This is a genomic window from Variovorax sp. MPBD4-3 (assembly GCF_058809745.1).
Genome location: NZ_JBXASW010000016.1, coordinates 87304 through 112087 on the forward strand (window position 1 = coordinate 87304; position 24784 = coordinate 112087).

Here is a 24784-nt window from a genome sequence, read left to right on the forward strand (position 1 = left end):
CAAGATCGCGGGCCGGTGCATCGACGACACACGGGCAGAACCCACGCGAGGATCCATGAGACAAGACATGCGACAGACCTTCGACGCCATGCGCGCCGCCAGCCTGCGCGCCCAGACGCCGCCGTGGCCCGAACGCGCCGACCGCCTGCAGCGCCTGCGCGCGCTGGTGAAGGACAACCGCGAACAGATCGCCGCCGCCATCAGCGCCGACTTCCACCACCGTGCGTTTCAGGAGACCGAGCTGGCCGAGGTGTTCCCGGCGCTCGAGGGCATCGCGCACGCGCTGCGCCACGGCAGGCACTGGATGCGGGTGCGCCGCCGCTCGACCGGCCTGTGGTTCAAGCCCGCGTCGTCGAAGATCATGCCGCAGCCGCTGGGCGTGGTCGGCATCGTGGTGCCGTGGAACTACCCGCTGTACCTGGCCGTGGGACCCATGACGGCCGCGCTGGCGGCGGGCAACCGCGTGATGGTCAAGCAGTCGGAGTTCACGCCGCGCTTCGCCGAACTGTTCGCGGCGCTGGTGGCCGAGGCCTTCGCGCCCGACGAGATCGCCGTGGTCAACGGCGACGCAGAGGCCGCGCGTGAGTTCTCCGCCCTGCCCTTCGACCACCTGCTCTTCACCGGCTCGACCGCCGTGGGCCACCACGTGATGCGCGCGGCCAGCGACAACCTCACGCCGGTGACGCTGGAGCTGGGCGGCAAGTCGCCGGCGATCATCGGGCCCGGGGCCGACTTCGACAAGGCGGTGGAACGCATCCTCGTGGGCAAGACGCTGAACGCGGGCCAGACCTGCATCGCGCCCGACTACGTGCTGGTGCCCGAGGGCCAGCAGCAGCGCTTTGCCGACAGCGCGCGGCGCGTGTTCGCGTCGATGTACCCGGACCTCGGCAACAGCAACACCGACTACACCAGCATCGTGAGCCCGCGCCACTTCGCGCGGCTGCAGGAGCTGGCGGCCGCCGCGCAGCAGGAAGGCGCCGCGGCCGTGCCGTTGTGCGACACCGCACCCGACCCCGCCACGCGCCGCTTTCCGCCGGTGCTGCTGACCGGCGTGAACGACGGCATGCGCGTGATGCGCGAAGAAATCTTCGGCCCGCTGCTGCCGGTGCTGCCCTACGCCGGCATCGACGAAGCCATCGCCTACGTCAACGCGCATCCGCGCCCGCTCGCGCTCTACCTGTTCGAGAAGAACGGCGCGACCATCGACCAGGTGATGCGCCAGACCGTGTCGGGCGGCGTGTCCATCAACGACACGCTGCTGCACATCGCGCAGGACGACCTGCCCTTCGGCGGCGTCGGCGCGAGCGGCATGGGCGCCTACCACGGGGAGTACGGCTTCGAGACCTTCTCCAAGCTGAAGCCGATCTTCCGGCAGTCGGCGTTCAACGGCGCGGGGCTGCTCAAGCCGCCCTATGGCAAGACGTTCGCGCGGATGATGAAGCTGTTGGTGCGCTGAACCGACAGCGCACCGCACGGCGCTGCTATGTAGCAATCTAGCGACAAAGTTCCAGTTTTATTGCATACGAAAGGTAAAGATTACAGTCCATTGCTATTGAGAGTTATTACCATTCGCACAGCCGTGACGCATGTTTCTCCTTTGTGAAAAGCCCAGCGTGCAGCCAGCCAGGCGTTCGTCCAGGCGGCCAAGCAAGAGACACGGCCGACAACAACTCTCAGAGGACTATGAACTACGTCAAGAGCCGCAAGCACTCGCCTGCGCGTTACCTTTCTGGCCGCATGGCCACCACCGCCACACTGGTCGCCATCGGCTCGGTGTCCGCGCATGCCCAGGGCACGCTGAACGAAGTCCGCGTCGAAGCCTCGACCGACTACAAGGTCGAGAAATCGGCCTCGCCCAAGTTCACGGCGCCGCTGCTGGACACGCCCAAGTCGGTCACCGTCATCCCGCAGGAAGTGATCCGCCAGACCGGCGCGACCACGCTGGTCGACGCGCTGCGCACCACGCCCGGCATCACCTTCGGCGCCGGCGAAGGCGGCAACCCGGTGGGCGACCGCCCCTTCATCCGCGGCTTCGATGCGCAGAGCGACACCTACGTGGACGGCTTGCGCGACGGCGCGGCCCAGACGCGCGAAATCTTCAACGTGGAGTCGGTCGAGGTCGTGAAGGGCCCGAGTTCCGCGTTCGGCGGCCGCGGCTCGGCCGGCGGCTCGGTGAACATCATCAGCAAGGCGCCGCAGGCCGAGAACTTCTTCAGCGGCACCATCGGCCTGGGCACCGACTCCTACCAGCGCGAAACGCTGGACATCAACCGCAAGATCTCCGACAGCGTCGCGGCCCGCCTGAACCTGATGAACTTCAAGTCGGACATCGCCGGGCGCGGTCCGGTCAACGTCAAGCGCTGGGGCGTGGCGCCGAGCGTGACCTTCGGCATGAACTCGCCGACGCAGGTCACGCTGAGCTACTACCACTACGAGACCAACGACCTGCCCGACTCGGGCATCCCCTTCAACAACCCGTTCACCTCGGGCGTGTACCTGAACCGCAACGGCGACGGCCAGCCCATCGCGGTGCCGCGCGGCACCTACTACGGCCTGGTGGGCCGCGACTACCAGCGCACCAAGGTCGACGCCGGCACCGTCGACGTGAAGCACGACTTCGGCGGCGGCCTGGTGCTGCGCAACGTCACGCGCTCGAGCACCTCGACCAACGACTACATCTGGTCCCAGCCCGACGACAGCCGCGGCAACTTCCTGGTCAACGGCAACGTCTGGCGCCGGCCCAACAACCGCGCGTCCGACTCCGAGTCGCTGGTCAACCAGACCAGCCTGACCGGCAAGTTCGAGACCGCCGGCATCAAGCACAGCTTCACCACCGGCATCGAGCTGGGCAAGGAAGCCACCACCAAGGGCAACTACCTGTTCCTGCAGGACGCGAAGACCGGTTTCGAGACCTACCCGCGCACGGGCGTGAGCGGCCTGAACTGCGCCGTGGGCTCGGGCATCCGCAGCAACTTCAACTGCACCTCGGCGCTCAGCCCGACGCCGTACGACCCGTGGACCGGCGCCATCACCAGGTCGCCGGCGGTGACCGAAGTGAAGACCACCACCAGTTCGGTCTACGCCTTCGACACCATCGAGTTCAACCCGCAGTGGTCGCTGAACCTCGGCCTGCGCTGGGACGACTACAAGACGCGCGCGGTCACGCCGGCCTACATCGCGCCGATCGCGACCACGGCAGCCGTGCCCAGCAATGCCCTGAGCGGCTCGACCAGCGTGTCCGTGCCCGCCGGCCGCATGGTCCCGGGCATCGAGCTGGAGAACAAGGCCTCGTTCCTGAACTACCAGGTCGGCGCGGTCTACAAGCCGGCGCCCAACGGCAGCATCTACGTGTCCTACGGCACCTCGTCGACGCCGCCCGGCACCGACGGCGGCGACGGCGCCGACGGCATCAGCGCGGCCATCCGCAACCTGAAGCCGCAGGAAAGCCGCAGCCTCGAACTCGGCACCAAGTGGGAAGTGCTGGACCGCCGCCTGGTGCTGACCTCGGCGATCTTCCGCACCGACATGAAGAACGCCCGCGTGGTCGCGGCCGACGGCTCGACGCAGAACGTCGGCAAGAAGCGGGTGGAAGGCATCGAGTTCGGCGTGGCCGGCAGCATCACCCGCGACTGGCAGGTGTTCGGCGGCTACACGCACCTGAACGCCAAGCTCACGGACAACGGCTACACGCTGTCGGGCACGACGTACGTCGCCTCGCCGTTCAACGGCAACATGTTCCCGAACACGCCGAAGGACAGCGCGACGCTGTGGACCACCTACACGGTGATGCCCGGCCTCACGATCGGCGGCGGCGCCACCTACGTGAGCAAGCAGTACGGCAACGTCAACAACACGAAGTGGATTCCTTCCTACGTGAAATACGACGCGATGGTGAGCTACGTGGTCAACAAGAACCTCAGCCTGCAGCTGAACGTCCAGAACCTGACCAACAAGTACTACTTCGACAAGGCCTATGCGTCGCACTACGCGACCGTGGGCGCGGGCCGCTCGGCTTCGCTGACCGCATCGTTCTCGTTCTGAAGCGGCACAGGGCGCCCACGGGTGCCCGCCTGTTCCTCGTGCCGGTCCCGGCCGGAGCATTCATACTCGGCGGCAAACGCCGGCCATGGATGGCTCCGGCGACCGCACGATGGAACCCAACCTCCCCTTCCTGCAGATCAGGAACCTGCGCACGCGCGGCGCAGGCGCCATCGACCTGAGCGCCGCGCGCGGCGAATGCATCTGCATCCTCGGCAAGTCGGGCTCCGGCAAGAGCGTTTTCCTGCGGCTGGTGGCCGACCTCGACCCCGGCGAAGGCACCGTCGCCCTCGACGGCATCGAACGCAAGACACTGAGCGGCCCCCAATGGCGCCGGCGCGTGGTCTACCAGGCTGCGGAGCCCGCATGGTGGGCGCCCACCGTGGCCGCGCATTTCCCCGACGACACCCATGCCCGGCTGGGCGCCTGGATGGAAGAGATCGGCCTTTCCCCCGGCCTGCTCGACACCGAGATCCCCCGCCTCTCGACCGGCGAGCGCCAGCGCCTGGCGCTGCTGCGCTCGCTCGCGCGCGAGCCCGCGGTGCTGCTGCTCGACGAGCCCACCGCGTCGCTGGACACCGAATCGACGCTGGTCGTCGAGGCACTGCTGGCCCGCCGGCTGGCGCAGGGCCTGACGATCCTGATGGTCACGCACTCGCGCGAGCAGGCCGCGCGCATCGGCCAGCGCCGCTTCGAGATGGCGGACGGCCAGTTGAGGCGCATGCCGTGAACGCCACCATCCACCTCGACGCCACCGACCTGATGCTGGCCACGCTGCTGGTGCTGCTGAACGCCGGCGCCTCGCTGGCGCTGCACCTGCGGCTGCACCGCCAGGTGCTGTGGGCGGCGGCGCGCATGGTGGTGCAACTGCTGCTGGTGGGGCTGGTGCTGCGCTTCGTGTTCAGCGCGGCGTCGCCGGCTGTCACCCTCACCATCGTCGTGCTGATGATCCTCGCTGCGGCGCGCGAAGTGGCGGTGCGCCCGTCGCACCGGCTGGCGCGCGGCGGCAACTTCCGCATCGGCGCGGCGGCCGTGGGCATATCGAGCGTGGCGACCGTGGTGCTGGCGCTCATGACAGCGATCCGCCCGCAGCCCTGGTACGACCCGCGCTATGCGATACCGCTCATGGGCATCGTGCTGGGCAGCGTGCTCAATTCCGCGAGCCTGGGCCTGGACAGCTTCTTCGAGGGCGTGACCACCGGGCGCGCGCGCATCGAGGCGCAACTGGCGCTGGGCGCGACCATCCGCGAGGCGCTGTCGGAGCTCACGCGCTCGTCGATACGGCGCGGGATGATCCCGATCATCAACCAGATGTCGGCCGCCGGCGTCATCACCCTGCCCGGCATCATGACCGGCCAGCTGCTGGCCGGCATGGACCCGGTGGAGGCCGCCAAGTACCAGATCCTGCTGCTGTTCCTGCTGACCGGCGCGGGCGGCCTGGCGGCGGCGGGCTCGGTCTACATGGCGGCGCGCTCGATGACCGACGAACGCCAGCGGCTGCGCTCCGACCGCCTGGGCTGAGGCCGGCTGCGACACTGCTTCCCCGTATTTCTTCCTGCTTCACTGGAGACAAGATGGCTATAGACACTTTGCACATCGGCGTGGTCGGCTGCTCGGCCGAAGGCGCGGCGCTGTGCTATCGCACGCTGTGCGTGGAAGGCGCGCGCTACCTCGGGCAGCCGCATGCGCACCCGGAGGTCTCGGTGCACACGCACTCGCTCGCCAGCTATGTCGACTGCCTCGACCGCGGCGACATCGACGGCGTGGCGCAACTGATGCTGTCCTCCGCGCGCAAGCTCGCGGCAGCCGGCGCCGACTTCCTGATCTGCCCCGACAACACGATCCACCAGGCGATGCACCGCGTGCTGCCGCAATCGCCGCTGCCCTGGCTGCACATCGCCGAAGTGGCGGCGGCGGAAGCCGCGTCGCGCGGCTTTCGCCGCGTGGGCGTGCTGGGCACGCGCTGGCTGGTCGACAGCGAGGTCTATCCGCAGGCGCTGGCGGACGCGGGCCTCGCCGCCGTGCGGCTCGATGCGGCGGAGCGCGCCGAAGTCGGCCGCATCATCATGGACGAGCTGGTGTGCGGCGTGTTCCGCCCCGAATCGACGGCAGTGCTCCAGCAGATGATCGAAGCGCTGAAGGCGCGCGGCTGCGATGCCGTCGCGCTCGGCTGCACCGAGCTGCCGCTGGTGCTGAACGACGGCAACTCCGCGCTGCCCACGCTCGACTCCACGCGCCTGCTCGCGCACGCGGCGCTGCGCCGCGCCACGGCGCGCTGAGGCCCCTCGGCCACTGCCCTCAGAACTTGCCGAGCACGTTCAGGAACCAGCCCTTGCTGCGGTAGCTCATGTCGGTGAGGTTGTCCGAGTAGTCGGTGAAGTTGTAGCCCACGCCCACCTTCAGGTTCTCGTTGACGTGGTAGTACGCCGCCGTGACCCAGCCGTTCTTGCGGTCCTGCAGTTCCCTGGCGCGCAGCGAGCGCCACTCGACCATCCAGTCCCAGTTGCGCACCAGCTTCCAGTCGACGCGCAGCACCGCGAGTTCGGCCGAGCTCTTGAACCACGGCGCCGAGCTGTCGCGGCTCGCGCGCAGGTCGCCGCGCCGCCAGGCGTACTTGCCGCCCAGCGTCCAGCGCTCGTTGAGATCCCAGGTGGCATCGATGGCGAACACGTGGCTGCGCTGCTGGTAGTCGACGGCGGTGGTCGACACCGTGCCCAGGCTCGAATCGACACCGCTCGACACCACCTGCCCCGGCGACGACAGGTCGTACAGGAAGGTGTACTTGAACAGCAGGTTCAGCCGGTCGTTGAACGCGGGGCGCAGCGCGTAGCCGAGCATGGCCTCCGTGTACTTGGCCGCGGCCAGCACGCCGGTGCTGCTGTCGCTGTCGGCCCAGTTGAACTTGCCGAGCCAGCGCGAGTCGTCGTCCACCTTCCAGGTGAATGAGTTCTTCAGCAGCCAGCTGGTGCGGGTCTCGGAGGTGGTGCGGTCCTTGCGGTACTCCAGGCCGCCGCTGTACTTCAGGCGCTCGCTCGAATAGCCGGTGGTGAAGGCGACGGCCTCGCGCCGCGTGGCGCCCAGCGTCTCGGCGCCGACCCAGCCGTTCTCGAAGTTCACGCCGAAGGTCCAGCGCGTGTCGGGCGCGTACTGCACGCCGTAGGCATGCGTGAGGCCCGGCTGCGTGCCGGTGGCCTGGCGGTGCTCGGTGAACATCGTGAGGCCGTCGCCCACGCGCGAGCGCACGCCCGTCACCAGGGTGCCGCCGCGGCCGATGAGGTTCTCGTCGGTGCGGCCGGTGTCGGACACGTAGGTCATGTAGAGGTTGGAGCGGTCGTCGTACTGGTAGTCGACGCCGGCCTTGCCCGCGAAGCCGCCGTCGCCGGTGGAGAGCTCGCCGCGCAGCGCCAGCTTGTCGTTGACGCGGTAGCGCCCGCCGAAGCCCAGGCGGTCGTTCTCCAGCCGCGTGCCGGTGCGCCGCAGCGTCTTCTGCGCGAAGCCGTAGGCGCTCCAGCGGTCGCTGCCGGTGTATTCGAGCTGCACGGCGGCATCGGCGCGCTCGCCGGACACCGCCTGCGTGGTCGGCAGCGAAGGGCTGGTGATGAGCGCGTCGCCGGTCTTTTCGTCGTAGCGCAGGCCGAGGCCCAGCTTCCACTCGGGCGTCAAGGCCAGCGAATACTGCGCGTCGAACACGCTGCTGTTGTAGCCGTCGCGCTCGTCGCGGCGGTCGGCCTTCAGGCGCAGCTCGCCGTTCTCGGCCTTCTCTCCGAAGGGCACGGTGGCCTGCACGCCGAACTGGCGCGTGGCGTTGCTCGCGTACTGGCCCGGCGCGGAGAAGCCGGCGTCGCGCGACTGCGCATAGGCGCTCACACGCCCGCCGCCGCGGATGTCGAAGTCGCCCAGGTCGGCCCGGCCTTCCAGGCGCCAGGCGCTGGCGCTGCCGGTGGGTCCGTTGCCCAGCGTGTTGCCGACCGCGCCGTTGCGCCCGGTGAAGCTGAAGCCGCCGTCCATCGAGTCGAGCTGGCCGGTGCCCGGGCCCTTGCTGCGCGCGAATTCGCCCTTGAAGTAGGTGTTCTCGGTCTTGCGCAGCGTGAGGTCGGCGCCGGCCAGGCGCTGGTCGCCGCCGATCTGGTCCTGGCGCGACGCGGTCACGCCCACGCCCACGTGGTCGTTGGCCCACCAGGAGACACGGCCGCCCACGGCGAGCGTGTCGAGCGAGGTGGTGAGCGGCGTGTATTCGTAGTCCACCACCAGGTAGGTCGGCATGCCGGTGAAGCCTCCGGCACGCACCAGCGAGCCGTCGTCGGACAGGCTGGGCAGCGGCGCCGACAGCAGCACGCGGCCCTGCAGGTAGTCGATCTCGTAGTCGGAGCTCGGCACGAGCTGCGTGCGCTTGAGCACGAAGCCGGAATCCCTGTCGCGGATCTCCAGCGTCACGCGCTCGGCGCCGCGCGTGATGTCCTGGTTGCGCAGGTAGTAGAGCGAGCCGCCGGTGCCGCGGAATTCCTCGCGCGCGGCCAGCGTGCCGGGCTCGGCCGCGAAGGCGTCGATCTTCAGCCGCGCCTCGCCGAACGAGGTCGACTCCTCGCCCAGGTAGCGGCCATGGAAGCCGTAGAGGCCGCGGCTCACGCGGGTGAGTTCGGTGTCGCCGAAGTTGAGCTTGAAGTTGCCCCACATCGCCTGCGAGCGGCCGTCGTCCACGCGCAGGTAGAAGCGGCCCTGCGTGGGCGCGTCCTGGATGGCGGTGGAGTCGTCGCCGAAGGTGGTCCACGAGTCCTCGGGGTCGAAGCGGCGGAACAGCGAGGTCGGGTCCTTGCGGTCGAGGTTGCGGAACAGTTCCTTGAGCGGGCGTTCCTCGGTGTCGACGCTGGCCGTCAGCGTCCAGCGGTCGTTGAGCTGGCCCTTGGCATAGCCGGCGATGCGGCCTTCGCTCCAGCCGCCGCCACCGTAGCGGTTCTTGTCGTTGGTCATGATCGCGGCCGGGCCGCTCACGCTGTTGCTGCCCACCGTGAGGTCGGCCTGCCCGACGAAGAACCAGTCGCTCGCGGGCAGCTCGAAGTCGCGGCGGTAGGCGCGCGTGGCGCCCTGCGCGTCGGTGACCGCGATCTCGCCGGTCTGCACGCGGCGCGGCACCAGCTGCTGGAACACGAAGCGCCCGCTCTCGTCCACCGGCACCGCGAAGCCCAGCGCGCGCACCGTCTCGCCGGGGCGGATGGCCGCGCCGCTGGCGGTGACCGTGCCGGCGCTCAGCGGAATGTTGGCGATGGCGATGTTGTTCATGCCGTAGCCGCGCAGCAGCTCGCGCGCCGGGTCGGGCGGCGTGCCGGTCTCGGGCCTGTGGCGCTGGGCCAGCGTGAGCGAGAGATCGTCGGTCTCGTCGAAGCGGCCTTGGCGGTCGTACACGCGCACGCGGTAGTACAGCTTGCCGCTCGCTCCTTCGGCGACGCGGTTCAGCAAGCCCTCGGGCACCTGCCATTCGCCGCGCAACGCGGCGTCCAGCGGCACGGTCGCGACCAGGCGGCGCTGCATCGCCTCGTTGGCGGTGAACACGCGCAGCTCGGCCTTGCTGGTGAACAGCAGGTAGTTGCTGTAGCCGGCGAAGCGCACGGTGTCGCCGGCCACCACGGTGGTGGGCCAGGCGCTGGCGCTCAGGCGGCGCGGCTGGGAAAGGTTGTCGTACTGCAGGCGCAGCTGGTTGCGCTCGAGCTGCACGTCGACGCAGCGCTGGCGGTCGGCGCTGCCGGTGCCGTCGCCGGCCGCGGCCTTGCCGTCGGCCGTGAGCAGCTGGCCGTCCACGCTCAGGCGCAGCGGCGCGTCGTCGGTGCCGAAGGCGGTGAAGGTGCGGCACACGCCAAGGTCGGCCGCCGCCGGCGCGGGCGCGACGGCCACGGGCGCATCGCGCCAGTACACGCGCACTTCGACGCGGCGGTTGGCGGCCCAGTTGGCGGGGTCGGTGGCGGGCGTGGCCACGGGCGCGTCGGGTCCGCGCGAGGAAGCGGCCGCAGCGTCTTCGGGCAGGCCCAGGCGCTGCGTGAGGTAGCGCGCCACCTGCTGCGCGCGCGCCAGCCCCAGCGCATGGTTGTCGGCGAAGCGTTCGCGCGACCTCGCGCTCAGCGCCTGAGTGTCGGTGTGGCCGACGATCTCGAAGCGCAGGCCGTCGCGCCCTTTCACCTGCGCGGCGATGCGGTCGAGCTGCGCGCGGTCGGCCGGCGCGAGCCCGTCGGCGCCCGATTCGAAATGCGGCACTCCGGTGTCGCTGCGCTCGGCGCCCGGCACGGGCGGCGGCGTCGGGCCCGCGGCAGCTGCCGGCGCGCTCGCGTCGCCCAGCACGAAGGTGGCCTTGGGCAGCTCGCGCTCGCTGCTGCGCGGCAGGTGGCGCGCGCCGTCGATGTCCACGGCGCGCGGGTCGGCCGCGGCCTGGTCGTGCATGCGGCCGCGCACGGCCGACTCCTGCGCGGCCGCGAGCCCCATGCCCATGCAGGCGGCGGTGACGGCGCCTGCGAGGGCGATGCGCTTGGGTAGCTTTCTTTTCATGTCGGCTCGCTGGCTCGGGTTCTGTGCGAAGGGGCGGTTCATGGCTTGCCGCCCTCCGGCGTGGCGGCGGGCACCAGTTCGACCTCGACGTCGAGGTTGAACAGCGGCGGCGCGTTGCCGTCGGCGCGGGCGCGCTGCTCGCCCAGCTGCTTCCAGCGCGCGAGCACCGCGGCCTTCACCGCGTCGGTGCGCTGGCGGCCGAGCGATGCGGGCTCGCCGGGCGTGGCGCGGTAGGCCAGCCGCAGCACCGATGTCTTCTCCGCCAGCACGCTCACCGTGCGGTCGAGCTCGGGCACGAAGCCGGCGCGCAGCGCGGCGCCGCCGTCCTCGAAGGCCGCGCCCTGCAGCGCGAGCCGCACCACGCGGTGCACGGTGGCGCCGAAGTTGATCTTCAGCACCTTGCCGCGCGTGGCGCGCTCGGCCGCCGGGTTCTCGCTGGTGGTGCGATAGCCCGAGGGCAGCGTGCGCTCGTCGAGCTTCAGCACCAGGTTGCTGCCGGTGCCCTCCTTCGGAATGGCGGCACAGGCGATGTGGTAACGGCCCTCGGCGTCGGTGGTCACCAGCACGCCGTTGACGGTGGCGATGCGCACGTTCGCGATGCCGGGCTCGCCGTCGTCCTGGTAGCCGTTGGCGTTTTTGTCGTCGTAGACCTTGCCGATCACGTCGGTGCAGTCGAACAGCGCGTCGGGCACCACGCGCACGGTGGCGGTGGCCAGGTTCGACAGCGTGCGGCCGCCCACGCCCTGCGTGGCGACGACCTGGTTGACGAACTCGCCCTCGCCCACGCCGACCCCCACGCCCGCGACCATCAGGTATTCCTTGGTCTCGTTGGGCGCGAAGTTCTGCCCGGGCACCACCAGCTGGCGGCCGTTGAGCTGCGGCACCACCGGCAGCGCCACGCCGCCCGGCAGGCTGCGCACGGTCAGCGAGCCCGGCACGTAGCGGAAGCCCGGCGGCAGCGTGTCGACCACGGCCACGCCCGGCACGGGGTTGCCGCGCGTGTTGCGCGCCGTGATGCGGTACGGCAGCAGCTCGCCCTTCTTCACGGTGAGCTTCGAGGTGGTCTTGCGCAGCTCGATGAGCGTGGCGTCAGACGGGTCCAGCGGGATGTTGTTGGCCACCACGTGCTGGCCGCCGCCGCCCGGCATCTGGAACACCATGTAGTAGCCCGCGCCCGGCACCAGTGCCGCGCCGGGGCTCACCACGCAAGGGTTGGTCTGCGAGGGCGCCGGGCCGTTGGGCGGCGGCGAGCACGACTGCGTGCCCAGCGCGCCGGCGGCCGCCGGGTAGATCGACGACGGCAGGTAGTTGCCCGGCGGCGTCACCACCAGGCGGTACTCGCCGGCCGGTGCGCCCGGCAGCACGAAGAAGTCGTAGTAGCCCGACGGGCCGGTCGTGTAGCTGTCGCGGCCGTCGAACAGGTGCTGCGCCGGATCGAAGCCGGGCGGGCCCACCAGCCGCACCACGGCGCCGGGCACGGGCGTGCCGCTGACGCTGTCGTACACCACGCCGCCCGGGTCGTACGGCAAGTCCTGCTTCTGCACGTTGGCGCCGGGGTTCACGCGCACCTTGATGGTGAAGCGCGGATCGCTCGGCGAGGGCGTTGGGTACGGGCCGCCGGCGCCGTTCTGCGATGCGTCGGTCGGCCACACGCCGCCCACGTAGCGGCCGTCGGGCGAGCGGAAGCGCACGCGGTATTCGCCGGGCACGAGGTCGCCGAAGCGGTAGCCGCCGTCGGCCGCGGTGGTCACGCTGTAGAGCACGGTGGCCGCGTTCTCGGCGCAGGCGTTGCCGCCGTCGGCGCAGCGCAGCAGCTCCACGGTCCAGCCTTCGCCGTTGCCCTCGCCCGAATCGCGGCTGCGGTTGTGGTTCTGGTCGAACCACACGTTGCCGGTGAGCGAGGCGGGCTGGCTGCTGTGCTCGGTGAAGTCGTAGCCGGTGCCGCGCGCGTCGAGCCCCGTGATGTTCACGCGGATCTGGTTCGGGCCCTGCGCGGTGCCGCCCAGGGTGCCGGGCACGGCGATGCCGTCCTCGTAGCCGGCGGGCTGCGTCTCGGTGACGGTGTAGCCGCCGCTGCCGGGCAGCGGCAGGCCGGGCAGCTCGTAGCGGCCGTTGGCATCGGTGACGGCGGTGCGCGTCACCGGCTGGCCCGCCGCGTCGGTGCCGGTGAGCGTGATGGTCACGCCCGGGATCGGCAGGTCCTGCGGCTCGCGCGTGCCGTTGCGGTTGGCGTCGTTGTAGACGGTGCCCGCCAGCGATGCGCCGCGCTCGCCGAAGTTGTAGTTGTCGCCGTTGCCGCCGCGGTACGCGATGGCGCCGATGACGTCGTTGCCCAAAGTGCCGCTGGGCACGCCGTCGAGCGTGCCCACGGCGTCCAGGCCGTCGGCATAGGTCACGGGCTGCGTCTCGCGGATGGTGTAGCCCGCGGCGTCGGCCGGCAGCAGGCCGGTGAAGACGTAGCGGCCGGTGGCGTCGGTGACCACGGTGGCGTTCACCGCCAGGCCGCTGGCCGAGCGGCCGGTCAGCGTCAGCGTGACGCCGGCAATGCCGGGCTCGCCGGCCTGGCGCACGCCGTCGTTGTTGTTGTCGACGTACACCCAGCCCGCGATCTGGCCGCCGCGCTCGCCGAAGTTGTAGTCGATGCCCACGTCTTCCGACACCAGCGCGATGCCGCCGAAACGGTCGTTCACGTTGCCCGGGTTGGCCACGCCGCGCGCAGCGCCGTTCACCGTGCCGAGCGACTCGGGGCCGTCGGCCACGCCGGCGGGCTGCGTCTCGTCGACCTGGTAGGTGCCGGGCACGAGCTTGTCGAACAGGTAGCCGCCGTCGGCGCCGGTCTGCACCGTGCGGTCCACGGCGTTGCCCAGGAAGTCGGTGCCGGTGACGCGCACCGTGGTGCCGGCGATGCCGGGCTCGCCGCTGTCGCGCACGCCGTTCGACGGCGCCACGTCGGCATACACGTAGCCGGCCAGGCTCGCGGGCTTCACGGCCGAGAAGTTGTTGCCGGCCGAGCCCGCGCCCACCGCGCCGAGCACGATGTTCTGGATCACGTTGGCGGTCGAGCCGTTGGGCCCGTTGCTCACGCCGCTGCCGCCGGTGGGCACGCTGCCCGCCGTGCTGCCCGCGCCGCTGACGTTGCCTGCGCGCGTGATGCCGGGCTCGTAGCCCTGCGGCCGCGTCTCGGTCACGGTGTAGCTGCCGGGCGCGAGGTTCGGGAAGCTGTAGTCGCCGCTGGCGTCGGTGGTGGTGGTGCGCGTGACGCTCTGGCCGTTGACGTCGGTTCCCGTGAGCGTGATGGTCACGCCCGCGATGCCCGGCTCGCCCGGCGCGTTCTGCGCGCCGTTGCCGTTGCGGTCGTAGTACACGCGGCCCGAGATGCCGCCCGGCAGCAGTTCGCCGAAGTAGTACTCGCCCTGCACCAGCGGCACGTTGGTGCCCGAGACGGTCACGCCGGTGATGGCGTTGCCGCCGGCCTGCGGCGTGCCGGGCAGTGCGTTGTTGTTGGCCTTGCCGGGCGCATAGTTGGCCGGCTGCGTCTCGGTGATGGTGTAGCCGCCGGCGCCCGAAGGCGGCACGTTGCGGAACTCGTAGCCGCCGACGGTGCCGGTGGCCACCGCGACGATGTTCACCGGGTTGCCCGCGGCGTCGGTGCCCGTGAGGCGCAGTTCCACGTTCGGGATTCCGGTGTCGCCTGCCTGCGGCACGCCGTCGTTGTTGGCATCGACGAACACGCGCACGCTGATGCGGCTGAGCAGTTCGCCGAAGTCGTAGCCGGTGGCGTTGACGTTGGAGCGCAAGGCGATGGCGCTCACCACGTCGTTGCCCAGCGTGCCGCCGGCCGTGCCGGCCGCGTCGCTGCCGTCGGCGAAGCCCGCGGGCTGGGTTTCGGTCAGCGTGTAGTTGCCGGGCGTGAGATTGGCGAAGGCGTAGTTGCCGGTGCCGGTGGCCGTGGTGGTGGTCGTCGACACCGCATTGCCGAACATGTCGGTGCCGGTGAGCGTGACGGTCACGCCTGCGATGCCGGGGTCGCCCGCGCTCGCGGCGTTGCTGTAGTCGGCGTCCTGGTAGACGCGGCCGGCCAGGCTGGACGCGCGCACTTCGCCGAAGTTGTTGGCCGACGAGGTGCCGCCCGTGCCCAGCACGATGTTGTCGATGCGGTTGGCGTTGGAGCCGTTCGGGCCGCTGGTGACGCCCGCGCCGCCGGTGGGCACGCTGCCTTGCGCGCTGCCCGCGCCGGTGACGCTCCCCGCGCGGGTGATGCCCGGCAGGTACGCGGCGGGCTGGTCCTCGACCACGTTGTAGGTGCCGGCGGGCACGGTGAAGCCCCAGTTGCCGTTGCCGTCCGTGGTGGTGGTGAGCAAAACGGCATTGCCCAGGTAGTCGGTGCCGGTCAGGCGCATGGTGACGCCGGCGATGCCGGACTCGTCGCCGTCGATCTGGCCGTTGCCGTTCAGGTCTTCATACACGCGGCCGGACAGCGCGCTGTTCTGCACCGTGACCCGGCCTTCGTTGAAGTTGTTGCCGGCGTTGGGGTCGGCGCCGCCGTTGGTGTCGCCCGAGCCGGTGGTGACGATGTGCGCGCGGTTGACGATGTCCGTGCCGTTGGCCGGCGGATTGCCGCTCGCGAAGCGCACCGGAATGCGCACGGTGGCGGTGCCGTTCGCGGGCATCGACGTGATCGCGCAAGTCACCGCCGTGCCGCCGGAGGCGCCGGTGCAGGTGGGCGCCGCGGGCGTGAAGCTGCCGCCGGTCACGGTGAACACGGGCGTGCCGTCCAGCACCAGCGCCGCGGGCAGCGTGTCGGTGAAGCTGGTGGTCTCGGCGCTGTCGGGGCCGTTGTTGCGCAGCTGCACGAACCAGTCGAAGGGCTGGCCCGACGACGCGGTAGTCAGCGGCGTGCCGGTGCCCTTGACCACGGCCGCCTTCGAGACCACCTGCACGTCGGCCTTGAAGCGGAAGGTGGTGTTCTCGGCCACCGTGTTGTTGCCCTGCACCGCGTCGTAGACGTTGCGCGCGGCGTCGAAGAAATCGACCTTGGCGTTGTTCTGGAACGTACCGCGCGACACGCCGCGCAGCACCACGCGGAACTGCAGCGAATTGATGTCGCCGGTGGCGGTGGCGCCGGCGCCGCCGAGCGTCGGAATGGTGAACACCACCTGTCCGCCGGCCGAGCCGATGGCCGCGCCGCCGGCCAGCGCGAAGCTGGTGCCTGCCGGCGCATCCGCCGGGATGCTCACCGACACCAGCGTGGGCGCTGCCTCGCCGTTGGGGCCGGGCAGCGGCAGCAGGTCGATCATGCGCACGTCTTCCGCGGTCGACGCGCTGTTGTTCGACACCGTGATGGTGTAGCCCACGTCGTCGCCCACGTTCACAGGATCGACGTCGTCGCGCTTGGTGACCACCAGGTCGTAAACCGGCGCGGTGATCGTGGCCGGCACCGATGCATCGTTGTTGGCCGTGCTGAGCTCCGGCGTTGCCGTGGAGATGTGCACGTTGTTGGTCACCGTAGTGCCGTTGAGCACGTACAGCGGACGCACGCGCACCGTGACGGTCTGCTGCACGTTGCGGTCGAGCGAGGTCCAGGCGCACTCGAGCTGGTTGTTGGTGGTGCCGGTGCCGGTGGGTTGCGTGGTGCTGGGCTTGGTGGTGCAGCTGCCGCCGCCCGATGCGTCGGCCGAGATGAACATCAGCCCGGCCGGCAGCGTGTCGACCACGTGCACGTCGTAGGCGCGGCTGAGGCTGCCCTGCGCCAGGCTCTGGTTGCGGGCCGTGAGCGTGTAGGTGAGCAGTTGCCCGACCGGCACCGAGCCGGGGCTGGCCGACTTGGTAACCACCACGTCGCTGCGCGCGGTCAGGTAGGCGGTGGTGCTGCCGTCGTTGTTGGCCAGGTTGGGGTCGGCCGGCGTGGCGGCCACGGCGCGCGCCGTGTTGTTGATCTGGAAGCCGTGGTCGGTGGCCGATGCGCCGTCACCGTAGTGCCGGGCGACGACCTGGATGACCGGGCACAGCGGCAAGGCGCTGGCGGGGTCGGTGCTGGCGCGGCAGACCGGCAGGGTCGACAGCGTGCAACCGGAGAGCGAGGCGTTGCCGAAGCCGCCGCCGTTGGCCGGCAGCGCGCAGGTACCGCTGAAGGTGCCGGCGTTGGCCGTCTGCGAGACGCTGCCGGCGCCGATCACCTGCGCGAAGGTGTCGGTGACGACGACGCTCTGCGCCTCGGAGGGCCCGTCGTTCACCACCTCGATCTGCCACGTGACGTCCTGGCCCGCGATCTGGCGGTTGCCGGCGCTGTCGCCGATGCCCACCACGCGCTTGAGCACCCGCACGTCGGCGGCGGTGGCGTTGTCGTTCACGCCGGTGCCCAGGCTCGTGCAGTCGTTGCCGGTGTTGGCGTCGGGGTCGGCGCCGAGCGTGGGCGCGGCGGCGGGCAGCGCCACGTTCACGCACATGGTGTTGACGACCTGGCCGCCGCCCGGCGGCAGCGCCGGGATGGTGGCGTTGACGATGATGTAGCCGCCGTTGCGCGCGCTGCTGCCGTTCGACTGGTCCACGCCGATGTCGGCCGTGAGCGTGCGCGTGCAGGTCACCGTCGCGGGGCCGGGCACGGGCACGGCGGACGTGGGCACGACGGTGGCGCCGCCCTTGGTCACCGTGCAGGTGTAGCCGTCGCGCTGCGTGACGCTGTTGATCTGCACGCCGGCAGGCACGTCGTCCACCAGCTGGATGGTGCTTCCCGCCAGCAGGCGCGTGCCGCCCAGGTTGGTGCTGCCGACCTGGTAGTCGAAGGCCTGGCCCAGCGGCACGTTGTTCTGCGGCCAGCTGCGGCGCTTGTCGGCGCGGAAGTCGGCGGAAGAAGGCGCCACGTCGACCGGCACGCTGCCGGTGGCCGAACTGACGATGGGGCCCGTCGCGTTCACCGTGGCTTCGTTGACGACGCCGGTGCCGGCAGTCATGGCGATGACCGGCACCAGGATGTCGCCGAGCGCCACGCTGGCGCCGTTGTTGCCGCCGATGTTGCTGCGCGTGCAGCTCACCGTCTGGCCGCTGACGGAGCAGCTCCAGCCGGCGGGCGGGTTGATCGGCGTCTGGATCGCGAAGTTGGCGGGAATGGTGTCGGTCAGCGTCACGCCGGTGGGCGGGCTGCCGCTGAAGCTGGGGCTCAGCTTGAAGTTGAAGCGCTGGCCGACCAGCACCTGGCCGCCGTCATGGCTCTTGGCGAGCGCCAGCACGTAGCCCGCGGTCACGGTTGTGTTGGCCGTGGCGCTGTTGTTGGTGGAAACGCCGTCGCCCACGGAGCCCGCCGGCGCCACGGCCGGCTGGTGCGTGATGGTGGAGCCCGCGCCCGCGGTGACCACGCCGTTGATGCTGAAGGTGCGCGTGTTGCTGCCAGCCGTTGCCGGCGTGGCCGGCACGTTGCAGGTCAGCTGGCTCCCGCTGACCGAGCAGCCGGACGGCAGGCTGGTGTTGGAGACCGTCAGGCCCGTGGGAATGGGATAGGTCAGCGTCGAGCCGGTGCTGGTGTCCGGGCCGTTGTTGGTGACCGTGAAGACGATCGGCACCGTCGAGCCGCTCGGCGCGGTGACGGGCGCACTGATGGCCACGGCCACGTCGGCGCCCTGGTTGACGGTGATGGCCTTGGTCTCGCTGGCGCCGCCGCCGCTGGGCGTGGCGGTCACGGTCAGCGTGCCCTGCGTCTGCGTGCGCAGCAGCACCTTGAAGTCAAGCCGCTCGTTGGCCGCGAGCGTGATGCCCGAGCAGGTCAGCGTGCCCTGTCCGGCCGAACCCACGGCCACGTCGGCGGTGCAGGTGCCGGAAGGGACCGCGGAGGTGCCCATGTAGATGGCGTTGGCGGGAATCGTGTAGGTGAACGAGGCGCCCGGCGCGCCGATCGGCAGGCTGTCGGAGTCGGCGACGGTGACCGTGCTGGTGACCGTGCCGCCGGCGGGAAGAATGTCGGGGTCGTGGACCAGGCTCGATATCTGCGGCACCGCGTGCGCGCCCGCGGCGAGCAGCAGCCCCGCCAGCGGTACGGCAAGCTTGGCCAGCGTGCGCCGCCAGCGCCCCGAAGGCGCCTGCGCGCAGGTGGAGAACAGGTCGCGTCGCACCGACGCGACCGGCAGATTCGATGGGGTGCTGGACATCCCGTCCCTCGTGATGGCTCTGATGGACCGGGCACCGACCATTTACAGGTGCGCCGCTCGATGCGGCGAGGTGCTCCGGAAAGTGCGGGAGTCTCGAAGCGGAGGACGGGAGCCGCTTTTGGGATTCAGGACAAAAGGTTTGCTTTGGATGACATTTGTTTACGAATGCAACGTAACGTGAACTTAGTCACATGGCATTTCAGGCCCGCTCCCATACGCTCGGTGGCATGTCCTACTGGTCGACCACACCCCCCCGGCGCGCGCACATCCTTGTCATCGACGACAACATCGAGGAGCTGCAGTTGCTGCTGGGCGCGCTGCGCGGCGCGGGCCACCGGATCAGCCTTGCGTTCGATGCGCTGCAGGGCTACCGCCGCGTCACCGCGCTGCAGCCCGACCTCGTGCTGCTGGACGTGCGCATGGGCACGACCGACGGCTTCACGACCTGCAGGCTGCTGAAGGCCGACAGCGCGACCGCGCACATTCCGGTGATCTTCCTGACCTCGTCGAGCGCCGTGGACGAGCGGATCGCGGGCCTGCGCGAAGGCGCGGTCGACTACATCCTCAAGCCCTTCGAACCCTCCGAAGTGCTGGCGCGCGTGGCGGTGCACCTGGCGCTGGCCAGCAGCAGCAGCCATGCGCAGGCCTGCATGGCGCAGGCCGAGAGCGTGCTGGAGAACGCGCGCTCGGACAACGCCGACCGCGTGATCGCGCAGGCGGCCGAACGGCTGGTGCTGTCCAACCTTGCGAGCGTGCCCGCGTTGCCCGAGCTTGCCGCGCGCGTGGGCACGCACGAGAAGCGGCTGACGCGCGCGTTCCGCGAGCAGACCGGACGCACCGTGTACGAGTACGTTCGCGAGATGCGGCTGGCCGAAGCAAAACGCCTGCTGGCGGCCTCCGCGCTCAACATGGAAGAAGTGGCGCATGCGGTGGGCTTTTCCGGCGCGGCCAATTTCTCGACCGCGTTCCGCGAGCGCTTCGGGCTCACGCCCTCGTCCTATCGCAACGCACGAGCGGCTCGGCCTGTGCCAACGCCGACACGGGCGCCGGCGCCGTCGGCCTGAGGCGGCGGCGGTGGCGGTGGCGATCCGCGGCATCATCGCCGCCTTGCTGCTGTGCGCGGCTTCCTGGCTCGCGGGCCCGGTGCACGCGGCCACGCTGCGGATCGTCGATGCAGCCGCGCTGCCGCTCGTGCTCGACGAAAAAGTCGAGCTGCTCGAAGACCCCGGCGGAATGCTCTCGCGCGAAGACGCGGACGCCTCGACCCGCTTCCAGCCCGGCACGCATGCGCAGATGCGCCAGGGCTTCAGGAACTCGGCCTTCTGGCTGCGCCTGGGAGTGGTGAACGACACCGGCACGGTGCAGCCGCTGCGCCTGGTGCTGAACGCCACCTGGCTGCAGCACGTCGACTTTCACGTGCAACGCGGCAACGGCACCGCGGCCGCGGGAGCTGCGTGGGTGCACGAGCGAGCCGGGGTGTCGGTGCCGCTGCACGGCGAACGGGACCGCGTGCCCACGCTGTCGCTCGACCTGCAACCCGGCGAGCAGGCGCGCCTGCTGGTGCGCGTGCAAAGCCACAGCAACCTCAAGTTCGCCCCCCAGCTCTACACCGCCGACGGCTGGCGCGACGCCGAGAGCAGCCATGCGCTGCTCGACGGCCTGCTGATCGGCGGACTGCTGGTGCTCGCCGTGTATTCGCTCACGCTGTGGCTCATCTCGCGCAACCCGCTGATGGCCTCGCAGAGCCTGGGCTTCACGCTGGTGGCGCTGTACGAGGCCACCTATCGCGGCCATGCACGGCTCGCGCTGTGGCCCGACAGCATCGACTGGAGCTACCGCGCGGCCGGCGTGGTCGCCGGCTGCAGCGTGCTGAGCCTGCTGCTGTACCTGCACGTGCTGTCGCGCCGCGGACCGGTGCGCCCGCCGGGGCTGCCCGTCATCGCGGTGCTGGCCGCGAGCCAGGTCGTCGCGGTGCTCGGCACGCTGCTGGGGCCGTACGCGCCCTTCGCGCGCCTCGGCAACCTGACCGTGCTGCTGCTGGTGATCGCACTCACCGCGAGCAGCTTCGTCTACATGCGGCGTGCCGGCCCGGGCGGCAAGCTGGCGTTCCCGGTGATGACCATCATCATGATCGGCGTGTGCCTGCGCCTGACCGAGCTTTCGCTTCCCACGCACATGCTGCCCGGCTTCGACGCCTATGCACTGGGCTTCCCCGGCATGCTGGTGGGCCTGGTCGCACTGTCGTCGTGGACGCACCATCTGTCGCGCCAGCGGCAATCCGCGCAGCGCACGCTGGTGCTCTGGCAGGCGGAAGAACAGCAACGCCTGCGCGACGAAGTGGCGCTCAAGACCCATGCGCTGAACGCCGCGCTCGAGCAGGCCGAGCACCAGGCTCGCGAACAGACGCGGCTCATGGCCTACGTGAGCCACGACCTGCGCGCCCCGCTCGCGACCATCATCGGCCACGTGCGGCGGCTGCGCGAAGAAATGCCGCAGCCGCCGCAGCGGCTGCAAGCCATCGAACGCAGCGCGACCTACCAGCTCTCGCTCATCGACGACCTGCTCGACTATGCGAAGGGCGAGCTGCTGCCGTTTTCCTTCGAGCTGCGGCCGGTGCGCCTGCAGGCGCTGATCGACGACATCGCCCAGTACGCCGACACGCTCGCACAGCGGCGCAACAACGCATTCGACCTCGAGGTGCAAGGCGCGCTGCCGCGTACGGTGCTGATCGACAGCAAGCGCTTTCACCAGCTGCTGCTCAACCTGCTGTCGAACGCCGCGAAGTTCACGCAAGGCGGCAAGATCGGCCTGCGCGTGCGGGCGCGGCCACGCGCCGACTCCTGGCGGCTGCAGTTCGAGGTGTGGGACAGCGGCAGCGGCATCGACCTGAGCGAGCAGGCGCACATCCGCCAGGCCTTTGCGCAGGGCGCACCCAGCGCGAGCGGCAACGGGCTGGGGCTGGTCATCGCGCGGCGCATCGTGCAGCGCATGGGCGGGCGCCTGCTGCTCATGAGCCATCCGAACCTGGGCACGCGCGTGCGCTTCTCGGTGATCGTGAAGGATGCGCCGGATGAGCCGCGTTCGGTCGCCAGCCAGGCACCGCCGCAGCAGCCCCAGTCGTCGCGCCTGCGGCTGCGCCGTCCGCCGGCGCCCGTGCCGACCGTCGCGCCGCTGCCCGCCGCGGTACGCGCCGAACTCGAGGCGTTCGCGCGCGACGGCCGCTGGACCGACCTGCACGAATGGGCCGACCGGCTATCGGCGGCCGATTCAGGCCACGAGGCACTGGTGGATGCGGTACGGCAGGCGCTCGACCGGCTGGACTTCGAGCACATCCGCCTGCTGGCGCGCGCGACGCCCAAGCTGTGAGTGCCCCCGGCGCGGGCTTTGCACGCGGCGAGGCCTCTGTTTAGCATGCAAGGACCTCATTTTCAGGAGCCTTCATGCACGACATCGCCGCTCTCCAGAAGCTGCTGGACACGCTGTTCCCCGGCCTCATGGGCGTGCGCCTCACTGCGCTCGAACCCGACCGCGTGGTCGCGGAGATGGAAGTGCGGCCCGACCTGTGCACGGCCGGCGGCATCCTGCACGGCGGCGCCTACATGGCCTTCGCCGACACGCTGGGCGCCGTCGGCACCATCGTCAACCTGGCGGAAGGCAAGCGCACGACCACGACCGATTCGAGCACCAAGTTCATCGCCGGCGCGCGGGTGGGCAGCATCGTCACCGGCACCAGCGTCGCGCTGCACCGGGGACGCACCACCATGGTCTGGCAGACCACCGTCACCAATGCGCAAGGCAAGCTGTGCGCCGTCGTCACGCAGACGCAGCTGGTGCTTGAAGGGGCGGGGTGACGTCCCCTGGGGTTTCTTCGGCCGAATGGCTCGACGCGTAGCGCTCGAGGAACAGGTAGAGCGCCAGGCCACCGGCCAGCGGCAGCAGATAGTAGAGCGCGCGGTAGGCCAGCACCGCGCCCATCAGCACGCCCTGCTTCACGCTGCCCGAGAGCAGCGCCAGATACACCGCCTCCAGCACGCCGAGGCCGGCGGGAATAGGCGTGAGCACCCCGACGATGGACGCGGCGAGCAGCACGCCCAGCGTGGTCGCATAAGGCACCTTCTGTCCCAGCAGCAGATACATGGCGGCGCCCATCAACGCCCAGTTGGTGGTGGACAACGCAAGCTGCACCACCGCCAAGCGCGCGGCCGGCAACTGCAGGCGGCGGCCCCTGAAACGCCATTCCCGCCCGCGCGCCAATGCGCAGGCCGCGACATACGCCAATGCCAGCAGGATCATCACCACGCCGAGCAGGCGCAGCGCGCCCGCCCCGATATGCGCCTGGCTGGGCGGCACGATGGCCCCCGCCGCAAACAGGCCACCCGCCAGCAGGCCGTAGCCCAGCCAGTTGGTCGCGAGACTCAGGCCGACGATCTGCGCCACCGTGGTGTCGTCTAGACCGGCACGCGCATAGAGCCGCGCGCGCATCGCGATGCCGCCGACCAGCGAGCCGAGGTTGAGGTTGAACGCGTAGCTCGTCACGGCAATCGCCCATGTGCGCCAGTACGGCAGGCGATGCCCCAGATGGCGCTTGCCGATCAGGTCGAAGCATCCGTAGAGCGCATGGCTCGCCGTGGCGAGACCGAGCACCGCGAGCAGCAGCAAAGGCGAGTAGCGCTGTAGCGCCTGCCACGCGCCAGCCCAGTCGATTTTGTGCGCGTGCGAAAGGAGCAAGCCCAGCACGGCGATGCCGAACAGCGGCAAGGCCCAACGCCTGCAGCGTTGCCAGATCGTGCTGCCCGCGGCGTGCGCAGGGGCATCGGCGATGGCGGCCGAGTGGGTGTTCATGGCGACGGCGGCCCGGCGGCTCAGGGCTTGGCGGGCTTGTCGCTTTTCTCGGGCGTCTTGTGCTCGGCGAGGCCCTTGTCGTGGAGCTTGCTGTTGCGCACGTCTTTCATCATGCGTTCGCCTTCGGCGTCACGGCCGTCAGTGGGAACGGACTCTTCCTGCGTGACTTCGGGCTCTTCCTGGTGCGGCGAGCCTTTGCGGATCTGGGACATGGACATCTCCTCGGTGATGACCGAGTTTGTCGAAGCCCGCGATGCCCACGGCGCCGTCCATCGGCGATGGCGGATGCAGGACATTTGCCATTCCGGCGCTGTGCACAGCCTGCAGGGAGGCGGAAATTGAAAAAGCCCTTGATCCTGTGAAGGATCAAGGGCTTTGAATTGGTGGCCTGGGGCGGAATCGAACCACCGACACGCGGATTTTCAATCCGCTGCTCTACCAACTGAGCTACCGGGCCATCTGCATTTGAGTGCAGCCTTAAATTATACAGCGCTTCTGCGCCCTCTCGACAGATCCACACCAAGTTGTTTGAGTTTTCTGTAGAGATGGGTGCGCTCGAGGCCGGTTTTCTCGGCCACGCGGGTCATCGACCCGTTCTCCATCGCGAGGTGGAACTCGAAATAGGCCTTCTCGAAACCGTCGCGCGCATCGCGCAGCGGGCGGTCGAGGTCGAAGCTCTGGGTCGACTGTGGGCCGATGTCGGCCACGGGCACTGAAGCGAGCGATGCCATCAGCAGGCTGTCGCCGGTGGTGGTGATGGCGGTGGCCTGCGCCACGCCCGCCGGTACGGGGACCACGCCGGCTGCGGCGCGGCGCGCGCTCTCGCGCGCCAGTCCCTGCTCGACGGCCTTGAGCAGCTTCTGCAGCGTGATGGGCTTTTCGAGGAAGGCGAAGGCGCCGATGCGCGTGGCGTCGACCGCCGTGTCGATGGTGGCGTGGCCGCTCATCATGATGACGGGCATGCTCAGCAGGCCTGCGGTGGACCACTCCTTGAGCAGCGTGACGCCGTCTGTGTCCGGCATCCAGATGTCGAGCAGGACGAGGTCCGGCCGCGCACGCTGGCGGGCCGCGCGGGCTTCGGCGGCGTTTTCCGCGAGCTCCACGTTGTGGCCTTCGTCATTGAGAATTTCGAAGAGCAGGTCCCGGATGCCCAGCTCGTCATCGACCACGAGAATGTTTGCCATGAGTGCTGCTTGTTGTGTGCGCTGGTATCTGCAATGGTGTGTAAGGTCCGC

Annotated in this window: 14 protein-coding genes and 1 tRNA gene; 9 read left to right on the forward strand and 6 right to left on the reverse strand. The window is 70.1% G+C overall.

The features are described from left to right. Positions 1–67: 67 nt before the first annotated feature. The 5 genes from AC1RVW_RS12665 (at position 68) to AC1RVW_RS12685 (ending at position 6317) form a co-directional block, all read left to right on the forward strand. Positions 68–1456, forward strand: a complete 1389-nt coding sequence (locus AC1RVW_RS12665) for a coniferyl aldehyde dehydrogenase (RefSeq protein WP_493200247.1) — start codon at positions 68–70, stop codon at positions 1454–1456. 227 nt (positions 1457–1683) lie between these two features. Further along, positions 1684–4041 (forward strand): TonB-dependent receptor, encoded by a 2358-nt coding sequence (locus AC1RVW_RS12670; RefSeq protein ID WP_493200249.1) that lies wholly within the window; start codon positions 1684–1686, stop codon positions 4039–4041. A 109-nt stretch (positions 4042–4150) separates the two neighbouring features. Then, entirely contained in the window at positions 4151–4768 is a 618-nt protein-coding gene (locus AC1RVW_RS12675) for an ABC transporter ATP-binding protein (protein ID WP_493200250.1), read from the forward strand. Between the two features lie 32 nt (positions 4769–4800). Further along, positions 4801–5559 carry an ABC transporter permease gene (locus tag AC1RVW_RS12680; RefSeq protein ID WP_493200273.1) on the forward strand — a complete coding sequence of 253 codons (759 nt, stop codon included), beginning with the start codon at positions 4801–4803 and terminating at the stop codon, positions 5557–5559. 53 nt (positions 5560–5612) lie between these two features. Then, a complete protein-coding gene (locus tag AC1RVW_RS12685; RefSeq protein ID WP_106935864.1) occupies positions 5613–6317 on the forward strand; it encodes an aspartate/glutamate racemase family protein in 705 nt (234 codons plus the stop codon). A 19-nt stretch (positions 6318–6336) separates the two neighbouring features. Here the strand turns inward: AC1RVW_RS12685 and AC1RVW_RS12690 are convergent, their stop codons facing one another. Both AC1RVW_RS12690 and AC1RVW_RS12695 read right to left on the reverse strand, forming a co-directional pair. Beyond that, the gene (locus AC1RVW_RS12690; protein WP_493200252.1) at positions 6337–10569 is read right to left on the reverse strand and encodes an OmpA family protein; all 4233 of its coding nucleotides are present in this window, start codon (positions 10567–10569) and stop codon (positions 6337–6339) included. Positions 10570–10607: 38 nt separating this feature from the next. Next, positions 10608–18707: an SdrD B-like domain-containing protein gene (locus AC1RVW_RS12695; RefSeq protein ID WP_493200254.1), complete on the reverse strand. Its 8100-nt coding sequence runs from the start codon at positions 18705–18707 to the stop codon at positions 10608–10610. A gap of 227 nt (positions 18708–18934) precedes the next feature. Here AC1RVW_RS12695 and AC1RVW_RS12700 point away from each other — a divergent pair, with 227 nt between their 5' ends. The 3 genes from AC1RVW_RS12700 (at position 18935) to AC1RVW_RS12710 (ending at position 22558) form a co-directional block, all read left to right on the forward strand. Further along, positions 18935–19771: a response regulator gene (locus AC1RVW_RS12700; protein WP_493200256.1), complete on the forward strand. Its 837-nt coding sequence runs from the start codon at positions 18935–18937 to the stop codon at positions 19769–19771. A gap of 10 nt (positions 19772–19781) precedes the next feature. Continuing rightward, positions 19782–22073, forward strand: coding sequence for a sensor histidine kinase (locus AC1RVW_RS12705; RefSeq protein WP_493200257.1), 2292 nt, complete (start codon positions 19782–19784; stop codon positions 22071–22073). Between the two features lie 74 nt (positions 22074–22147). After that, complete coding sequence (locus AC1RVW_RS12710; RefSeq protein ID WP_493200259.1) at positions 22148–22558, forward strand: PaaI family thioesterase; 411 nt, start codon at positions 22148–22150, stop codon at positions 22556–22558. On the opposite strand, the gene AC1RVW_RS12715 is transcribed toward AC1RVW_RS12710, so the two are convergent. Both AC1RVW_RS12715 and AC1RVW_RS12720 read right to left on the reverse strand, forming a co-directional pair. Continuing rightward, positions 22521–23549, reverse strand: coding sequence for a lysylphosphatidylglycerol synthase domain-containing protein (locus tag AC1RVW_RS12715; RefSeq protein ID WP_493200261.1), 1029 nt, complete (start codon positions 23547–23549; stop codon positions 22521–22523). The two genes, AC1RVW_RS12710 and AC1RVW_RS12715, sit on opposite strands and share 38 nt — an antisense overlap. 20 nt (positions 23550–23569) lie before the next feature. Then, on the reverse strand, positions 23570–23761 hold the full coding sequence (locus tag AC1RVW_RS12720; RefSeq protein ID WP_285413430.1) for a hypothetical protein: 192 nt from the start codon (positions 23759–23761) through the stop codon (positions 23570–23572). Here AC1RVW_RS12720 and AC1RVW_RS12725 point away from each other — a divergent pair. Beyond that, a complete protein-coding gene (locus AC1RVW_RS12725; protein ID WP_493200263.1) occupies positions 23760–23891 on the forward strand; it encodes a hypothetical protein in 132 nt (43 codons plus the stop codon). The genes AC1RVW_RS12720 and AC1RVW_RS12725 overlap by 2 nt on opposite strands. 39 nt (positions 23892–23930) lie before the next feature. Here the strand turns inward: AC1RVW_RS12725 and AC1RVW_RS12730 are convergent. Together AC1RVW_RS12730 and AC1RVW_RS12735 are read right to left on the reverse strand one after the other, a co-directional pair. Next, positions 23931–24006: transfer RNA gene (locus tag AC1RVW_RS12730), tRNA-Phe, on the reverse strand. Positions 24007–24031: 25 nt separating this feature from the next. Further along, complete coding sequence (locus AC1RVW_RS12735) at positions 24032–24733, reverse strand: response regulator (protein WP_081269565.1); 702 nt, start codon at positions 24731–24733, stop codon at positions 24032–24034. Between the last annotated feature and the right edge of the window lie 51 nt (positions 24734–24784).

Excerpts from the sequence above, each read along its gene's own strand:
- AC1RVW_RS12675 (WP_493200250.1), top strand. The coding sequence starts at position 4,151 with ATGGAACCCAACCTCCCCTTCCTGCAGATCAGGAACCTGCGCACGCGC.
- AC1RVW_RS12720 (WP_285413430.1), bottom strand. The coding sequence starts at position 23,761 with ATGTCCCAGATCCGCAAAGGCTCGCCGCACCAGGAAGAGCCCGAAGTC.
- AC1RVW_RS12695 (WP_493200254.1), bottom strand. The coding sequence starts at position 18,707 with ATGTCCAGCACCCCATCGAATCTGCCGGTCGCGTCGGTGCGACGCGAC.
- AC1RVW_RS12690 (WP_493200252.1), bottom strand. The coding sequence starts at position 10,569 with ATGAAAAGAAAGCTACCCAAGCGCATCGCCCTCGCAGGCGCCGTCACC.
- AC1RVW_RS12685 (WP_106935864.1), top strand. The coding sequence starts at position 5,613 with ATGGCTATAGACACTTTGCACATCGGCGTGGTCGGCTGCTCGGCCGAA.
- AC1RVW_RS12670 (WP_493200249.1), top strand. The coding sequence starts at position 1,684 with ATGAACTACGTCAAGAGCCGCAAGCACTCGCCTGCGCGTTACCTTTCT.
- AC1RVW_RS12710 (WP_493200259.1), top strand. The coding sequence starts at position 22,148 with ATGCACGACATCGCCGCTCTCCAGAAGCTGCTGGACACGCTGTTCCCC.
- AC1RVW_RS12700 (WP_493200256.1), top strand. The coding sequence starts at position 18,935 with ATGTCCTACTGGTCGACCACACCCCCCCGGCGCGCGCACATCCTTGTC.
- AC1RVW_RS12735 (WP_081269565.1), bottom strand. The coding sequence starts at position 24,733 with ATGGCAAACATTCTCGTGGTCGATGACGAGCTGGGCATCCGGGACCTG.
- AC1RVW_RS12715 (WP_493200261.1), bottom strand. The coding sequence starts at position 23,549 with ATGAACACCCACTCGGCCGCCATCGCCGATGCCCCTGCGCACGCCGCG.
- AC1RVW_RS12665 (WP_493200247.1), top strand. The coding sequence starts at position 68 with ATGCGACAGACCTTCGACGCCATGCGCGCCGCCAGCCTGCGCGCCCAG.
- AC1RVW_RS12725 (WP_493200263.1), top strand. The coding sequence starts at position 23,760 with ATGGACATCTCCTCGGTGATGACCGAGTTTGTCGAAGCCCGCGATGCC.
- AC1RVW_RS12680 (WP_493200273.1), top strand. The coding sequence starts at position 4,801 with ATGCTGGCCACGCTGCTGGTGCTGCTGAACGCCGGCGCCTCGCTGGCG.